General features: G+C 59.4%; 11 protein-coding genes and 2 pseudogenes. 4 read left to right on the top strand and 9 right to left on the bottom strand.

Annotated elements, in window-relative coordinates; translation table 11 throughout:
- Window positions 1–1,004 precede the first annotated feature (1,004 nt).
- From RX328_RS09270 to RX328_RS09255, 3 genes are all read right to left on the bottom strand, one after another.
- Window positions 1,005–2,099 carry a HigA family addiction module antitoxin gene (locus RX328_RS09270; protein ID WP_057850887.1) on the bottom strand — a complete coding sequence of 365 codons (1,095 nt, stop codon included), beginning with the start codon at window positions 2,097–2,099 and terminating at the stop codon, window positions 1,005–1,007.
- 40 nt (window positions 2,100–2,139) lie between these two features.
- Window positions 2,140–2,478: a type II toxin-antitoxin system RelE/ParE family toxin gene (locus RX328_RS09265; protein ID WP_057901262.1), complete on the bottom strand. Its 339-nt coding sequence runs from the start codon at window positions 2,476–2,478 to the stop codon at window positions 2,140–2,142.
- A 499-nt stretch (window positions 2,479–2,977) separates the two neighbouring features.
- Window positions 2,978–4,723, bottom strand: coding sequence for an ISNCY family transposase (locus RX328_RS09255; protein WP_317258662.1), 1,746 nt, complete (start codon window positions 4,721–4,723; stop codon window positions 2,978–2,980).
- A 233-nt stretch (window positions 4,724–4,956) separates the two neighbouring features.
- Here RX328_RS09255 and RX328_RS09250 point away from each other — a divergent pair, with 233 nt between their 5' ends.
- Together RX328_RS09250 and RX328_RS09245 are read left to right on the top strand one after the other, a co-directional pair.
- Window positions 4,957–5,832 (top strand): hypothetical protein, encoded by an 876-nt coding sequence (locus RX328_RS09250; protein WP_213253655.1) that lies wholly within the window; start codon window positions 4,957–4,959, stop codon window positions 5,830–5,832.
- A 1,259-nt stretch (window positions 5,833–7,091) separates the two neighbouring features.
- Entirely contained in the window at window positions 7,092–7,376 is a 285-nt protein-coding gene (locus RX328_RS09245; RefSeq protein ID WP_213253679.1) for a hypothetical protein, read from the top strand.
- Here the strand turns inward: RX328_RS09245 and RX328_RS43330 are convergent.
- Window positions 7,348–7,566: pseudogene (locus RX328_RS43330) on the bottom strand (IS256 family transposase); the annotation flags it as partial. The gene RX328_RS09245 and the pseudogene RX328_RS43330 sit on opposite strands and share 29 nt — an antisense overlap.
- A 269-nt stretch (window positions 7,567–7,835) precedes the next feature.
- Here RX328_RS43330 and RX328_RS09240 point away from each other — a divergent pair.
- Window positions 7,836–9,053 (top strand): annotated as a pseudogene (locus tag RX328_RS09240) (IS110 family transposase).
- Between the two features lie 1,001 nt (window positions 9,054–10,054).
- Window positions 10,055–10,357: a hypothetical protein gene (locus RX328_RS09235; RefSeq protein ID WP_317258661.1), complete on the top strand. Its 303-nt coding sequence runs from the start codon at window positions 10,055–10,057 to the stop codon at window positions 10,355–10,357.
- Window positions 10,358–10,452: 95 nt separating this feature from the next.
- Here RX328_RS09235 and RX328_RS09230 read toward each other — a convergent pair whose 3' ends face one another.
- From RX328_RS09230 to RX328_RS09210, 5 genes are all read right to left on the bottom strand, one after another.
- Complete coding sequence (locus tag RX328_RS09230; protein WP_213253653.1) at window positions 10,453–11,211, bottom strand: glucose 1-dehydrogenase; 759 nt, start codon at window positions 11,209–11,211, stop codon at window positions 10,453–10,455.
- 27 nt (window positions 11,212–11,238) lie between these two features.
- Window positions 11,239–11,373 (bottom strand): hypothetical protein, encoded by a 135-nt coding sequence (locus RX328_RS09225; RefSeq protein ID WP_276326477.1) that lies wholly within the window; start codon window positions 11,371–11,373, stop codon window positions 11,239–11,241.
- 557 nt (window positions 11,374–11,930) lie between these two features.
- Window positions 11,931–12,227, bottom strand: a complete 297-nt coding sequence (locus RX328_RS09220) for a ferredoxin family protein (RefSeq protein WP_028350609.1) — start codon at window positions 12,225–12,227, stop codon at window positions 11,931–11,933.
- Window positions 12,228–12,259: 32 nt separating this feature from the next.
- The gene (locus RX328_RS09215; protein WP_057853688.1) at window positions 12,260–13,567 is read right to left on the bottom strand and encodes an FAD-dependent oxidoreductase; all 1,308 of its coding nucleotides are present in this window, start codon (window positions 13,565–13,567) and stop codon (window positions 12,260–12,262) included.
- Between the two features lie 11 nt (window positions 13,568–13,578).
- Complete coding sequence (locus RX328_RS09210) at window positions 13,579–14,688, bottom strand: electron transfer flavoprotein subunit alpha/FixB family protein (protein WP_213253652.1); 1,110 nt, start codon at window positions 14,686–14,688, stop codon at window positions 13,579–13,581.
- Window positions 14,689–14,693: the final 5 nt, after the last annotated feature.

The raw sequence follows: 14,693 nt of genomic DNA, 5'->3' as shown, positions 1-14,693 counted from the left end.
AGTATCCGGGCTTCCCGCCCGAAGTGAATAAGTTCAGTGGGTTTCCGGAGCGGACCAACGACTTGACCTTCTCAACGATTTCATCGGGCAGCTTGCTGCCCTGTCGTGCGTTGATCTTGTTGCAGAGCTTGCAGTAGCGATATTGCCTCCCGTTCACATGATTTTTGTAAGATAGCCCATGCACTGCAAACTCGTGGCCGCGCCGGCAATGTGTGCGGGAGCTATAATGTGCGCCTTTCAGCTTGTCCGTCGCCTTCATTCGCAATAGCAAGCCGCTTGGCTTCCGCGCCCCACTCCGGATAGAGCTTGCAGTGCTTGCGAAATTTCGTAAGCGATGCGATTGCCGGACCAAATTTCCCGCCGCCGCAGATGCGTCTTAGCGTTCGGCCGGCGCGTAATGCTTTCATGGTTTCGTCGAGGCAACTGCCGACCTTCGAACAATCGCTTTGGTGCGGACAGATGGCACAGGCTTCCATTGTCATGTTCAGCTCCGGCAGATGCAGAGCCTGAGTCGCGGCGGAGCGGTGGCGGTCCCTGCCACAGCCGTTCCAAAATCGAAGAGAGCCAACTTTTGAGTCGCGGGCCTATTGCCCTCGCCTCACGGTTGCGGAACAATCAGACTGTCTTTTCAGGGGGCTGATATGGCTATTTTCCTAAAGATCGTTTCCGGCGTTTATCTCGCTTTGTTTGGCTGGTACTTTTCCTGACGTTGAGCATCCCAACGCCTTTGAACGCTTCCGTAGCGAGCGCTGGCGCTAGCGTTATCGTCTTCATGATTGCAATCGGCCTATCTATTCCGGCGGTTGCCCTCTTCGCCTTCGGCCAGGTGGTCGGCGACGTCCGGATCATGCGCAACAATGCGCGGCTACAGAGCGAACACCCAAAAGCGATGCGGGCGTATTACGAGCCCAGCAATTCCCGGTGAGGCAGGAGACAACGAAACGGATCACGAAGCCGCATGCTGGACTCCACCGGACTGGCCCAGAAGCGCGCCTGCCTTGACCTCAATCCTTCAACTCATAGCGAGCTTTGAGGTGATGGAAATGTTTGAAGTCAATCACCCTGTGATGCTGAAGCATTCCAACGACTATACCGGGGTGTATCCCTAACTCGCCCGCGAATGTAACTATGGCCTTCGCTGATCGCGGTCGCGTAGCCTTGAACGCCGCAAAGCGTTCAGTTCCGACCAATATGTCTTCAGCCCATGCATCGGCTTCATCTTCGAATCCATCACCTTCGCCGCCGTGATCGTCCGCGAACGCTCTCCCCTTATGCAGGGTGATATGCGCCGCTTCATGAAAAAATGTCCACCAAAAGTGGTCATTAGTTTTCATGCGTAGAGACATTTGAATAATCGCCCGATTGCCTTCGATCCATCGCGCGGAGCCATACAAGCACGTCTTCTCGATCGGCTTTTCGAGAACCATCGCAACCCCCGCACCACGGCACAACTCAACCATCCGGGGATAGAACTCTTCCGGGTCTTTCACGGTGAGTGTGCGAATCTCTCGAACTGCAACCGCAAACTTTCCTTCGTCATATGCAGGAATATCCATCGCGCGCGCCTGCCGCTCTCCCAGAAGAAGCCACGCTGCAACGTGATACGGGGACGTTTTATGGGCCTTGGACTGACGGTGACGTACAGCCATATTCGCCAGACGGGCGTCGAATGCCTCAATGCCGCCTACTCCGAAAAATTGGAGAAGGCCATCGAAAAGCCGGGCCGGCTCATTTGTGGCCGGGAGTATCTTGCGTTCCTTCAACACCTTCACGGGGAAGCGAGCCAAGGTCGCCTTTGCTTGTTCTGCTTCAACTTCCTTGGCCGCCTTTGCCTGATGCAAATCCCAGTCAGCCTGAAGGCCGGTCCAAATATCAGCCTTCATGCCGAGCACCCGCTCAAGCTTAAGTGCGGTCTCGGCTGTCACCGGATTCGCGCCACCTAGAATGGTGCTAACCAGCTTCGGCGTCATGTTGGCCAGACGCGCAAATTCCGCCTGCGACAGGCCCCTGCTCGCTAGATGCTCTGCCAGATGTTCGCCAGGATGGACTGCCCAGTCAGGCGACCAGGCCTTCTTCTGTGCCGCTCCGAATCTAGCCATCTCTTTACCCTCGTTCAAATTGTGACCAGCTCTTCGCTTTTTACTTCCCGTGATAGTCGTCGACCGCTTCAATCATGATCGCCGTTACCCTCAATGGATCAATTCCGCCATCTTCCTTTGTTGGCACCGGCTGATGATCGGGCCGGAAAATTAGGCGCCAGTTATCCTTCAGCACGACGGCGAAGCGACCAGCAAGGTTCATCTTCAATTCATGGCACCGCTCAGGCGGCGTGCGGGGGACATCCGCCAAAGTCGGGGCGTTTGCCAGCACGCCAAGTCGCATCTGGATGGGCTTGGCCAGCTGCCCGAAAGCCTTTTTGAGCTCTGCCTCGGACTCCATCTGTCGACGGAGCTTTTTGCTCGAGAAGTCCAATTCCATGCCCGGGGTCCGCCCGTTACCTAGAAGGTAATAAACCACGAATCGTTACGCAATAGGTAACAGGACAATCCGACCGTTAAAAGGATGGACCACTCAAAGTTCCGGTGAATTTTGCCGATTTGGCCATTTTTTCTCGGAGGTCGTTCAAGCGCTTCCGCCGGCAGCTTCCATTCAGCGAGCGGCGATCGAAAAGACGAGATCGCCCGCGCGTTCGCCAGCTTGATCCATGCGCACCGGCGGCGCCGAACGACCCTTGCGGCAGGACCGGCATTTTAACGAGGCTTCCAGCTTCCAGATCGGCGTATCCCGTGGCCGGCGGATGGCATCGAGCGGCAGGCTAGCCCGGGTGTTGCAGCGTTTGCATTCGACCTCGAGCCAGCCTAGCTACTTTCCGGCGCAAAAATCGCGGCTCTGAAGGGCGGGGTCAACCACGCAGGCAACGAGAAGCCCCGCGGGGGCGGCGGGGCGATGAGAGGCCAAGATTGGCGCTGGAAGTGGACTACCTTTGGAGTGACTGTTCTTCCATCACGCGGCCGATGCTCATGAGATTGTCAGCGACAACGCCGAGCCCGACCGACCGCTTCATCCCGGTGCTGCCTTTGTAGTGGCAGCGATCGAGCCCGTGCCGCCGGTTGGCCACGCTGATGCGTCCCTCGCATCCGGTCCGCCATTTCTGGCCGTTGCGGAACCAACGCTTCTTCTGCTCGCGCTTGCGCGCGACGCTTTTGATGGAGCGATTGGGGATGCAGACGCGTTTGACGCCGCTCGCCTTCGCCGCGGCTTCATTCCTGGCGGAATAGAACCCGGCGTCTGCTGCGACCAGACGTGGCGTGCGACCGAGCTTGGCTTGGTGGATTTCGATGGCCGGGATCAACAGGTCCGAATCACTCGGCCGCCGGTCGTAGACTTCGTAGTCGATCACGATCTGGTTTTCGGCTTCCTGCAGCTTGACCATCTTGGCGAACTCGTTGGGCTTGCCGGCCTTGCCCTTGCGAATGATCTCCGTCGAGGGCTCGAACACGCTGAAGAGCTTGTCCTCCGCCCGCGTGTTGCCGCGGAAGAGGCGTTCCCGGGTTTGCTGCATCACCTGCCGTACGAGCGACATCATCGTTTCCAGCTCCTGCCGCAAGCCTTGCAGCGCCAGCCGCTTCAAGATGCCCCTGGCCCGTTTCACGCCGGTGGCGATCTCATGGGAGAAGCGCTTCGCTTGCCCCACCACACGGCTCGTCGAGTTCAACAGCCGCCGGTAGCCTTGCTTGAGCTTCTCGTGATTGAGCGGTCCTTTGGCACGTGCGGTTCGCGAGATATCGAGCAGGCGCAGTTTTACGCTTCGCGTTCGGTCGCGCAGTTTGGTTCCGGCCGTGCCGACGATCTTGGTGACCTTCTTCATGATGCGGATCAACACCCTTACCCCGTCGCCCAGCAACGTGCTGTCGGTCGGGTAATGGATGTTGGTCTCCACCACCGTCGTATCCACGCGCATTCTGCGTCCCTGCGTCACCCCTTTGCTGCGCGATTTGCACGATCCGTTCGTGGATCTGCCTGATTGTTTCCGGATCCACAGCCAGGCCCCAGCGCCCCATCGTCTTGGCGTCCGGCGTCTCGCCGCCGCCCACCCGGTGAAGTCGCGATACACCAGATTGGCGCGCACTTCGCGTTCCAGCACGTGATAGCTCCAGTTGCGAACGTGCTTGAGGATCAACAATCGCAACACCACCTCGGCCGGCGCGCCCAGCCGACCACGACCACGACTCTTGGGATGTCGTCTCGCCAGCGCCTCGTATACCGCACCGACGATCTGTTCATCCGCCAGAACCCGGTCAGCATGGGTCATCCAGCCTTCGCGAAGATCGCTCACTTCCCCGGCGATCAAGCCGTCGCCGAAGCTCAGTTGCGCTCTGCGCATCTCATTCTTCCTCCCCCGCGGCAGCGCCGCATCAGGGCGCAGCAGGTGGTGATTGAGCTCGCAGATCGCCTCGATCGCGTCTTTCAGCTTCTGGTAGTTGTCCAGCCAACGGCGCACCTCGGCAACGCGCTCGCGCCGCACGCTGAACTGACGCACGCGTCCGCCCGCATGGCTTACCGTCAGGACATGCACCTGGTGCCCTTCGCCGCGCGCGCATTTCGGGCAGCCGCTCTTATGACGAACCGTGCGCTCCAGCAGCGAGCCGCGCAGCAGTTCGCCGGTGACCGGTAGCTTGTCGACAAGCTTCTCACGCGTTTGAAGGGCTCGATTACGAATCATTAAGAATGACTCAATGCTGCCGCTTCAAGTCAACGCCAATCCGTCCGACCTTGCAGTTTTCGCCACAGCGAGCGATTCTGGCAGCCGCACAAGGCCGCCGATTTTTGCGCCGGACAGTAGCTAGGGGAAGGCTTTCCCCTTTTTGGCGGTTCTGCAAAGTTAGCTATTCAAATGGGCCACTGTCGCGTGTTTCTATGGACGGTTGCCTTTCATGCGAGTGTCTGGAGAAAGTAATGGAAATCTACTGCAAGGGAACAGCTCGCATCAGGCACAATACGACCGCCGAAATCTACGAGATCGAAAGCGACGAGCTGGACTGGGATGCAGTGGGCAGCGACGAACGCCAGATGGGGCCGGAAATCCACTATGAGGCAGCCGTCGAGCATCCCAACCTAGGGGAGCTGACCTGGGGCCTTTGGGAGTATCCGGTCGGTCTCGAGAATTATCATGAGACAAACGCCGGGCCTCATGAGGTGATCGAGGATTTTGACTACGGCCTCGAGCATGGCGGACCCGAGCCTGATGAATGGGTCGATTACTCTGTCCCCGATAACCCCTTCTCGATCTTCATGAGCTCCTATCACCATACCGGCGATTTGCTCGCGGACCATGGAAGCGATAGCGGGGGCCACTTGGTCAATCGTATGATCTTTTCGCATCAGATCACTGCAATGGAAGCCTTTCTGGCCGACAAGTTGAAAAACGAGATCGAGGCTGATGCAGCTGCTTTTCAGCGCCTAATCGATCAGGATGATGATCTTGCGAAGGAGAAGTTCACGCTCGCCGAAATTGCGAAGGACCCGGCGCTCGTCGAGAGAAAAGTTCGGGAGCACCTTCGCTCGATCCAGTATCACAATCTCGCTAGGGTCGATGTTCTTTACAACATTGCGCTTGGCATTCGTATCCTGAGCCTGGCCAACGACAAACAGAGCCTCTTCAAAGCGGTGATGCTGCGCCATAACTGTGTCCACCGGAACGGGTTCGACAAGAACGGGAACGAGCTGAAGGTCTTCACCAAGGCGTTCGTTCAGGATACGGCCGATCTGGTCAAGAGCTTCGTCGAAAACATCGAGAACGTGGTGCGAGCGAGACCGGCGGGAACATCTTAGCGCATCATGCACCGGACAGATCGACCGGCCCAGGTAGCTGATGTCGATCCGGCCGACAATCCTGAAACACCTAGGCGCGCAACAGCCCGACCGTCCCGGGATTAAGTGCGGTCCGCACAGTGTCGAGCGGCTCGGCATCGACCGAGAATACAATGACTCACCGGCCCAGTGATGAATCTGGACTAGTGTTGCCGGCGGCAGCGCGCCGAGCAATGTCACTTTCGCCTCGGCATCGGCAAAGCCATCCAGGTGCGGTACTCGGACAGCATAAAGCCTTGCTGCAAAGTACGCCCACATCGCTTTGGTCTTTGCGGTCGGCCAATTCAGCTGCGCGCTCTATGCCGCAACGGCTTCCGAGTTGAGCCATCCTCGAAGTTCCTGACCCGTTTGGAAGGTGGCTGGGGTGGCAGCCTTCGATGTGATGGTCGCCGATGCAACGGCGCCGTGCCGTACGTACCAGCCCTCGAAGCGCAAAGACGGCTTGCTCGCGCGCGCCATCGAGCCTTCCATTTGCGAGACAGCCCCTCCCCTTTCCACGCGGCCGTTGCCGTAGTTCCACAAACCGAACACCGAGCTTATCCAGCCTCCCCCGTTCGTCGAACGGCACGCCCTCCAGCCGCGGCTGCCGAGTCGCCATAAGAGACTCGATTATCTCGTGCATGAGGCTGTGACGGGTCGGGCAACTAGCAGAATTCCTGTACTGGCTCCGTCAAGCCGTCATCGAATGAAACGACAAAGGATAAATATGATGCGCCCCGGTGACGCTTCCATACTGAAGACAAATAGCACAGGGGCACCGCGGACCGGGATCAAGGGCCAGGCGGGCCGCTGCGACCCAGATCTGGCGACGAGCCAGCCTCGCCCGTCCGAGCTGTTTCGACTCCTCTACCATTCTCGCCGCGATCATCGCGCGCTGACTTGGCGTCAGTATTTCAGTCAAGCGCGCGCGGTATTGCTCGTAGGTCGTGGACGGGCACTCGATTTCTCGCATGACGCTTCAGTATTTCGAACCACGGATTCATCCTTCCTCTCCTTGGAGGCGAAGCAAGCGCTCTTCTTCGGGTGCGATCCTGCGCAAAGCCGCTTCGGGAACGGATCTCAGCATCGAGATCGTCGATCACGGATTTCGACATATTGAACCGATCAGGATGCTTGGCGGAGCGAGTTAGGAAGAGGTGAAAAGCAGATTCGAGGCATCATCACCGCATCAAAGATGGTATGTATCAACCGTCGAACCCCCGCCGATCTTGCACTCGAATATGGCGGACATCTATCGGCCGCGCGTCTTGGCACTTTATGAAAGCCTGCAGAGCGAAGAGGAGAAAGCCGAGGCGGCGGAGGTGCTCCGTACCTTGGTCGATCAGGTGACGCTTGTGCCCGAAGCGGAACAAATCGCCATCGTGCTGCGGCGTGACCTGGCCGCGATCCTGCGATTTGTGGCGGGTAAGAAGAACCCGACTTCCTCTCGGAAGCCGGGGCTCGAGCTATGCGGGATTTTGGGTGACGAGGCGATCGGGCGGCGTGGTTTGCCGGCATGTGGATGACCTCGATGCCGTCGTTGAATCTGACACCTGCAATCACCTTCGGCAACTGATTTGTGCCTTTGAGCCGCCGCCAGGTTTTCGATGCGGCGACGACCAGCTTGAATACCATCAGCCTGGCGGTGGTTGACGACAGTGCCCCCTTCGTCCGCACGGTTCTGTGCCGCACGGTCGCGAACACGCTTTCGATGGGGTAACCGGTATGAGATTTCTCGGTGCCAAGGTTCCGCTGCGGTGTTCTACATCGTGGCGTATGGTGCGACCATCGGGACAGAGGCACCGGGAGCACGAAGTGCGGGCAGGCCGATACACACGATGAGCCGAGAGCTCGTGTTAGTAGCTGGCCGCCTCTGCGACTCGCCCGGTTGCGCCGTGAGCGCGAATCCGTAGTTGTCGTGTCGCCCGCCGCTCCCGCTATAACCAACAGAAGGGGAGGACGCGCAGATGCGACGCGTGATTGGTATTGATGTTCACCGAACCTTCGGCGAGGTGGTAATCTGGGAAGACGGCATCCTTCGACATGCCGGTCGGGTCGACATGACCCGGATCGCCCTTGAAGGGATGGGCAAGAGTCTGCGGTCGACCGATGAAGTGGTGATCGAGGCGACCGGAAATAGCATGGCGGTGTCGCGGGTGCTGGCGCCATTCGTGGCGCGGGTGATTATCGCCAATCCGTTGCAGGTGAAGGCGATCGCTCAGGCGCACGTCAAGACTGACAAGATCGACGCCGGTACACTCGCCAGCCTGCAGGCAGCGGGCTACCTGCCGCAGATCTGGACGCCTGATGCGGCGACCGAACGCAAGCGCAGGCTGGTGGCGCGGCGCTACCAGGTCGTGCGGCATCGCACGCGGCTCAAGAATGAAGTGCATTCGATCTGCATGCGCACCTGATCCCAAAGTGCCCGCACGCCGATCTTTTCAACGCCCGCGGCCGGGCGTGGCTGGCCGCTCAACAGTTGCCGGACGATGAGCGCGCAGCGATCGACCGGCACGTTCGTGAGCTTGACCGGCTGGCCGAAGACTTGGCCCTGCTCGACCGCGAGATCGCACAGGACGCCAGCGACGATCCCGCGGTCAACAGATTGATGACGATCACCGGCGTGAATCTGGCAGTCGCCGCCGGGATCGTGGCGGCGATCGGCGACATCCGCCGGTTCAGCTGCCCGCAGAAGCTGGTGAGCTATTTCGGGCTGAACCCGCGGGTGCGGCAGTCGGGACTGGGAGTCGCCCATCACGGTCGCATCAGCAAGATCGGCCGTTCTCACGCGCGCGCCATGCTGGTCGAGGCGGCCTGGGCCGCGGCCAAGGCGCCCGGTCCACTGCATGCGTTTTTCGTGCGCATCCGCGCCCCGGCGCGGCCATCAGATCGCCGCGGTGGCCGTGGCTCGCAAGCTCACTGTGCTCTGCTGGCATTTGTTGACGAGGGGCGAAGATTACCTGTGGGCGCGCCCAGCGCTAGTCGCCAACAAGACCCGCGCGATGCAACTTCAAGCCGGACATCCGCAACAGAAAGGCAACCGGCGTGGACAGCCTTATGCCTACAACATCAAGTCGCTGCGCGACCGCGAGATGTTGATTGCCGCCCAGGCAGAGCAAAGCTACGAACGGTTCGTGTCACAATGGAAACCGCGGCGGCCAAAATCCGGCGCGCGGGCGCCTCAGCTCGGCAGGACAAAATAGGCAGTCCGGTGACGCTTGCAGCCGATGCGTCACGCTTCGCCACGAGGTCGCCCCCGCCCGACAACCATAATCGCCGCTGACGGCAAGTGCCAGCCAGGAATGCAATCCCGTTCCACGCCAGCATGCCGCCGTGCTCGGGCCGGTCAAGGCCAAGCCTTGCGGTGGCCGCAAACGCGGTCAGCCTTGACCGCCCCTGCGCGCGGCGGCTGAGTGATCGGTGACCGGGACGGAAGAATGACCCGCAGCGCGACCGAACAAAAGAATGGACTTACAGCGGTTTCCGCAATCGTCGTCTCGGTCTTGAAGAAATCGCTTGTTCATCTCATCAAGTTATGAGGGCTTAAACGGCAAAGAGGCCCCTATGCGGGAGCCTCTTTCCAAGATGTTTAGACTCAGGTAGCGGCCCAACGGCAAATGTCGCAACGCGCCATCACTCCCGGAGTGGTCAGGTTTATCGCTAACTCGTGCTCCCCTGTCAAGTTCCTTAAAAAAATAGTCGGTCGCCGTCTAAATGCCAGATATCTCTTACGAATTTTTAACGACCGACTTATTTGCCGTTCTCCCCAACGCCCAGCCAAGTTGAGGATTTTCAGTCTGATTTGCCCCTTGTAAGTCCCTACCTATTGAGGCCTCCCTGGAGGGAACCAAGTGTGAAATACTAAAATACCATCCCAAATGATGGCGACCGGCGATCTTCTCCGTATATAACCGCAAAGTGGCTGAACACGCCCAGCTGTTCCCGGTCTTTCACTCTTTCGAGAACGCTTTGCGCTCAACCGACGCAGTGACCTTAGAGCAGCACAACAAGCATCCACGGTGGTGGCGCGCCATTTACGAGGAGCTAAAGAGGGGCGGGAGAGCCAAGAATATTGCCCAGCGGCGGCGTTCCACTAGCCCGCCATGCGGCCTTTAGAATGCACGGTCATCTTGGACATTGAGGGCAAGCAGTTCCCCAATGGGCCGATTGATGCAATGGCGAACGGCTACGAGTTTATGCACGATTGTCATTTGGCCCACAACGGCAGCTTGTTGAGGAACACTGGGCGGTATTCTCCCCGAAATTCCATCCGCTAAGTGCAGCCGACTTCACCGCCAAATTTGAGAAGGTGCGGGAGGCGCGGAATGCGGTTTATCACCACCGATCACTATCCGGCATGTCGGACGTTGTGACGGCCGCCGAAGAGCTTTTGGACAAGCTCAATTTCTGCCTGAAATTCGTTCACGGCAAAGTCGCAGACTGCGAGCCGACAAAACTTGCCTTTTCGGTCGAAGCCGAGAAGAGGCACCGCACTTGGGTGGTCTAATTTCAAACTGAGACACCACCTCCGAAGATCCCGAGAGCTGACGCGACGAACCGCGCCGTCTTGTTGTCCTGGCGTGGACGATCAGTTGGTGCTCATCAAAAGATATACTCGGGCGCCATCCATTTGTGTGGGACGCCGGTCGTCAGACCGCCATCGATGACGATCTCGGAACCGGTAAGATAACTGGACTCGTCGCTGAGCAGGAACAAGACTGCCTGCGACACTTCCTGCGGCCGGCCTGCCCGTCCCAGCGGAATGGGGAAAATGGAGGGATCGAAGCTCTCGGTCATCGGCGTGGTGATGAAGCCGGGATGGATCGAGTTGACGCGGACGCCCGAGGCCGCGGCTTCCAGCGCAGCAGACTTGGTTATGCCCCGCACGCCGAAATTGGAAGCAACATAGGCATGAAGCCCGGCAGTGCCCCGCAGCCCCTCGACGGACGAGATGTTGACAATCGAACCTCCGCCCCCGCGCCGGATTGCCGGCAGGGCCGCCTGCATTCCAAGGAACGCACCGGTTAAATTGACGGCAATAACCTTGTTCCACTGATCGAGCGGGAACTGCTCGATCGGGGCCATGCTGGCGATTCCAGCATTGTTAACCAGCCCATGCAGCGCGCCGAAGCTGCTCTCGGCGGTCGCGACCGCCCTAGCCCACTCCTCCGGCTGGGTGACGTCCTGACGCACATAGACGGCGGAAGTGCCCAGTTCAGCCGCGAGAGCCTCTCCTTCTGTATGAAGAATATCAGTGATTACGACCTTGGCGCCTTCAGCGACAAGCAGGCGCGCATGAGCTGCACCCATCCCACGAGCTCCGCCGGTTACCAGAATGACCTTTTCGTTCACACGTCCCATGACATGTTCCTTGCTTCGCTCCGTTGATCAGTGGCGGTGCAGCGGGGCGATCAGCTCGAGCCCATCTTTCTCGCGTAGACCAAAACTGGACACCTTGACGATCTCGCCGCCCGAAAGCTGGCGCGCCTTATCATTCCAGAAGAACTCTTCATGGTCCTCCATCAGTTCTTCCTACGCCGACTTGGCCGGTGCCTGCTCTAGCGAAATGGAGGTCAGCAGTTCGTAGGTGCAAGTGGAATTCTCCTCGAACATGCGCCCCGCCGCGCATGACCTAGCCATCCTTCGCCATGGGCATGGCTGCTGTCACCGAACTGCTCCGTCTTCTCGAAGGGCGACATTCTCGCCCGATAGTCCCGCCCTTCTTGATGAGATAGGCTGCTGCCGCCTACCGGCGCCGGTTCCCACTAAACCGGCGTTCGCGGCGCCGCCTGCTGCGTTGGATCAGGCTTTGACGAGGCGAGAGCAACGCACATGAGGTTCTCCCGCGTGCAGCGGCGGGAAGATCCAGGTCTTTCTAATCAGCGCGCCAATGATGGCGCGCAGAAAAGCTAGGACATCTGATTGCAAGGCAAAGCTCCCGCGACCGTTCCGTGCGCCGGGCACGTCACCAGCTACCGCAATCGATACGGTCTCTCCGCACAAGCGGGGCGCGGAGACATGGATCTGCCGTGAGATCGTCTCAATAAAAGGGCGATCACACTACGCTTGCCGTGCAGCTCTCATCCGAACTTGAACAACACACCGTATCCGCCGCGCGGATAGCTCCATTCGATGTCGCCGGTGGGCTCGCCGATGACCCGGCAGGTGCCGCACTCGATGCAGCCGTCGACGGTGACCTCGACCTGCCCCTTGTCGTTGAGCTCATAGCAGCGCGCCGGGCAGACCTTTAAAAGTGCAAGCAGCTGCGGGGATGGCTTCGTGTGTGCGCGCACTTTGATGTGGGGACGACCGACGTCGACGAGATAGCGGTTGTAGAACAGCTTGTCCTCGACGCGCACTGATGTCTCAACATTCATATTTCAGCTTCCTTGGCTTCGATTATGGCTGGTTAGCGCCAGGCACGGGCGAGGCGGAATGCATCGCCAAATAGACCGCTCCAGGACCGCGCATTGACAAAGGATTTCAATGTCACCTTCTCTTTCTCAGCCTTCGGCGTACCGTCGACGCGTACATAATTCTGCATCGCCCTGGAGACGAGCTGCGGATAGGTGAGAAAGAAGTTTTGCGAGTTGGTATGCATCAGCATCGGCATATCCTTGTGCTTCTTGAGATCCTTAATCACGAAGGAGTCGTCCAGCATCTTCTTGTAGACTGACAGATTTGCCGCGGTCATGGGATGGCTGCGCGATTTCACCTGGACGATCGCTTCCGCCGCGATGCGGCCCGAAGTCATCGCGAGGTTAGAGCCTTCGCGATGAATGGCGTTGTTGAGCTGCGCCGCATCGCCCACCACTACCCAGCCATCGCCATAGAGCTGCGGGATCGCCTTGTAGCCGCCTTCAGGAATGAGGTGCGCGGAGTATTCCTTGACCTCCGAGCCCTCGATCAGGGGTGCCACGGACGGGTGACGCTTGAAGCGGTCGAGCAGCCCATATGGCGTCTCTCCGGTGCGCTGAAAGTCGGCGACGATACAGCCGATACCGATCGAGATGCACTCCTTATTGGCATAGATGAAGCCCATTCCGGTCATGCCACTGGAAATGGTGCCGGCCGCTTCGACAACGACGCCTTCGTCGCCCTTGAGATTGAAGTGGGCCTCGATGGTCTCACGCGGCAAAAAGTGCATTTCCTTAACCGCGAGTGCCACCTTGTCGGGCTTGGGCCGCTCGCGCAGGCGCGCACGCGTACCGAGAAGGCCATTCACGCCTTCGGCCAGCACCACGACATCTGCGTGGATTTCGCCGTCGCGGCGATCCGTACGAACACCGATGACTTTCCCATGGGCGTCCCGCGCGAGCTCAGTGACGGTGGTCTCGCACAGCACGGTCGCGCCGGCCTCGCGCACTTTCGAGGAGAACCATTTGTCGAACTGCGCGCGGATGATCGTGTACCGGTTCGGCCGCTCCTCGTTGAAGTCTTCGGAGCGGTAGTGCACGCCGAGATGGGAGCGATCGTCCATTATCCAGAACCGTTGCTCGACGAGATGACGTTCGAGCGGCGCGTCATCGCGGAAGTCCGGGATCAGCTTTTCGAGCATGTCGGCATAGAGGATTGCGCCCTGAACATTCTTCGATCCGGCATATTCACCGCGCTCGAGCTGCAGCACCTTCATGCCGCGTTGAGCCATGGCCAGAGCCGCCGCGTTGCCCGACATGCCGGCGCCGACCACGATTGCATCGAACTTCTCCTCGATCACAACAACCTCCTCTAGCTCGCGATCCGGTCGCGCGAATGCGGTGAAAGCCGTGCACGAAATGCGGCCGTCAGCGCTGGTAACAGGTGCATAGCGTCGTTGACGACGCCGATATGGGCAAAGTCAAAGATTGGCGCGTTCTTATCGGTATTGATGGCGACGATTAGATCGGCGCCCTCCACGCCGACCCGATGCTGGATCGCGCCGGAAATGCCTGCGGCGATATAGAGCTTTGGCCGGATGGTCTTGCCCGTCTGGCCGATCTGCCGGTCCGAGGTGACCCAGCCCTTTTGTACCAGCGGACGCGAACAGCCATATTCGGCGCCGAGCACGGCGGCGAGCTGCCGTACCAGCTGGAAACTCTCAGGCGAGCCCAACCCCAGCCCGCCGGCGACGACAACGTCGGCATAGGCGAGATTGGATTTGGCCGAATCACGGTCCGGCACAAAGGACAGCACCTTGGTGACGATGTCTTCTTCGAGCAGGCGGAGCGGATGCATGATAATGCGGGCGGCATCGCGCGCGACACGCTCTGGCATCGGCATCACGCGCGGGCGGACGGTTGCCATCTGCGGCCGGTAATTCAAGGTGTAGATCGTGCAAAGCAGCGATCCGCCAAAGGTCGGACGCGTGGCCGCAAGCGAACCATCCGCGTCGACGTCGAGCTCCGTGCAGTCGGCGGTGAGACCCGTCAGTAGCGTAGTAGCTACCGAGCCTGCAAGATCGCGACCGAGCGTGGTGGCGCCCAACAGCAGGATCTCTGGCTTGTAGGTGTTGACGAGATCGGTCAGCGCCTTGGTGTAGGACTCGTTACGATACTCCGAAAGCACATTCTCGGTCACGAGATAGGTTAGGTCTGCGCCGTAGCAGAAGGATTCGAGCGCGGCGTTGCGCGTGGTCTCGGCCTCCGGGCCGATGACGACCGCGGCGAGATCAACCTTCAGCTTGTCGGCAAGCTTGCGGCCCGCACCCATGAGTTCCCAGGAGACGGGATGCACCTGGCCGCGCTCCTGCTCGACGAAGACCCAGATGTGCTTGTAGGCCTTAAAGTGCTCGGGCAATTCTTTTTTGATTCCTGCGCGGCCGCCCGCGGCCGGCGTAGGAGCTTTGGTGATGTTGCTCATAGCGT

It is taken from the genome of Bradyrhizobium sp. sBnM-33, from assembly GCF_032917945.1.
In the GTDB taxonomy this organism is placed as follows: domain Bacteria; phylum Pseudomonadota; class Alphaproteobacteria; order Rhizobiales; family Xanthobacteraceae; genus Bradyrhizobium.
This window is presented reverse-complemented; position numbering and strand designations above follow the sequence as displayed.

What these genes read in the sequence shown, in the direction of transcription:
- RX328_RS09250 (WP_213253655.1), top strand. Translation starts at nt 4,957, where the DNA reads ATGGAAATCTACTGCAAGGGAACAGCTCGCATCAGGCACAATACGACC.
- RX328_RS09230 (WP_213253653.1), bottom strand. Translation starts at nt 11,211, where the DNA reads ATGGGACGTGTGAACGAAAAGGTCATTCTGGTAACCGGCGGAGCTCGT.
- RX328_RS09265 (WP_057901262.1), bottom strand. Translation starts at nt 2,478, where the DNA reads ATGGAATTGGACTTCTCGAGCAAAAAGCTCCGTCGACAGATGGAGTCC.
- RX328_RS09220 (WP_028350609.1), bottom strand. Translation starts at nt 12,227, where the DNA reads ATGAATGTTGAGACATCAGTGCGCGTCGAGGACAAGCTGTTCTACAAC.
- RX328_RS09225 (WP_276326477.1), bottom strand. Translation starts at nt 11,373, where the DNA reads ATGGAGGACCATGAAGAGTTCTTCTGGAATGATAAGGCGCGCCAGCTT.
- RX328_RS09210 (WP_213253652.1), bottom strand. Translation starts at nt 14,688, where the DNA reads ATGAGCAACATCACCAAAGCTCCTACGCCGGCCGCGGGCGGCCGCGCA.
- RX328_RS09255 (WP_317258662.1), bottom strand. Translation starts at nt 4,723, where the DNA reads ATGATTCGTAATCGAGCCCTTCAAACGCGTGAGAAGCTTGTCGACAAG.
- RX328_RS09270 (WP_057850887.1), bottom strand. Translation starts at nt 2,099, where the DNA reads ATGGCTAGATTCGGAGCGGCACAGAAGAAGGCCTGGTCGCCTGACTGG.
- RX328_RS09245 (WP_213253679.1), top strand. Translation starts at nt 7,092, where the DNA reads ATGGCGGACATCTATCGGCCGCGCGTCTTGGCACTTTATGAAAGCCTG.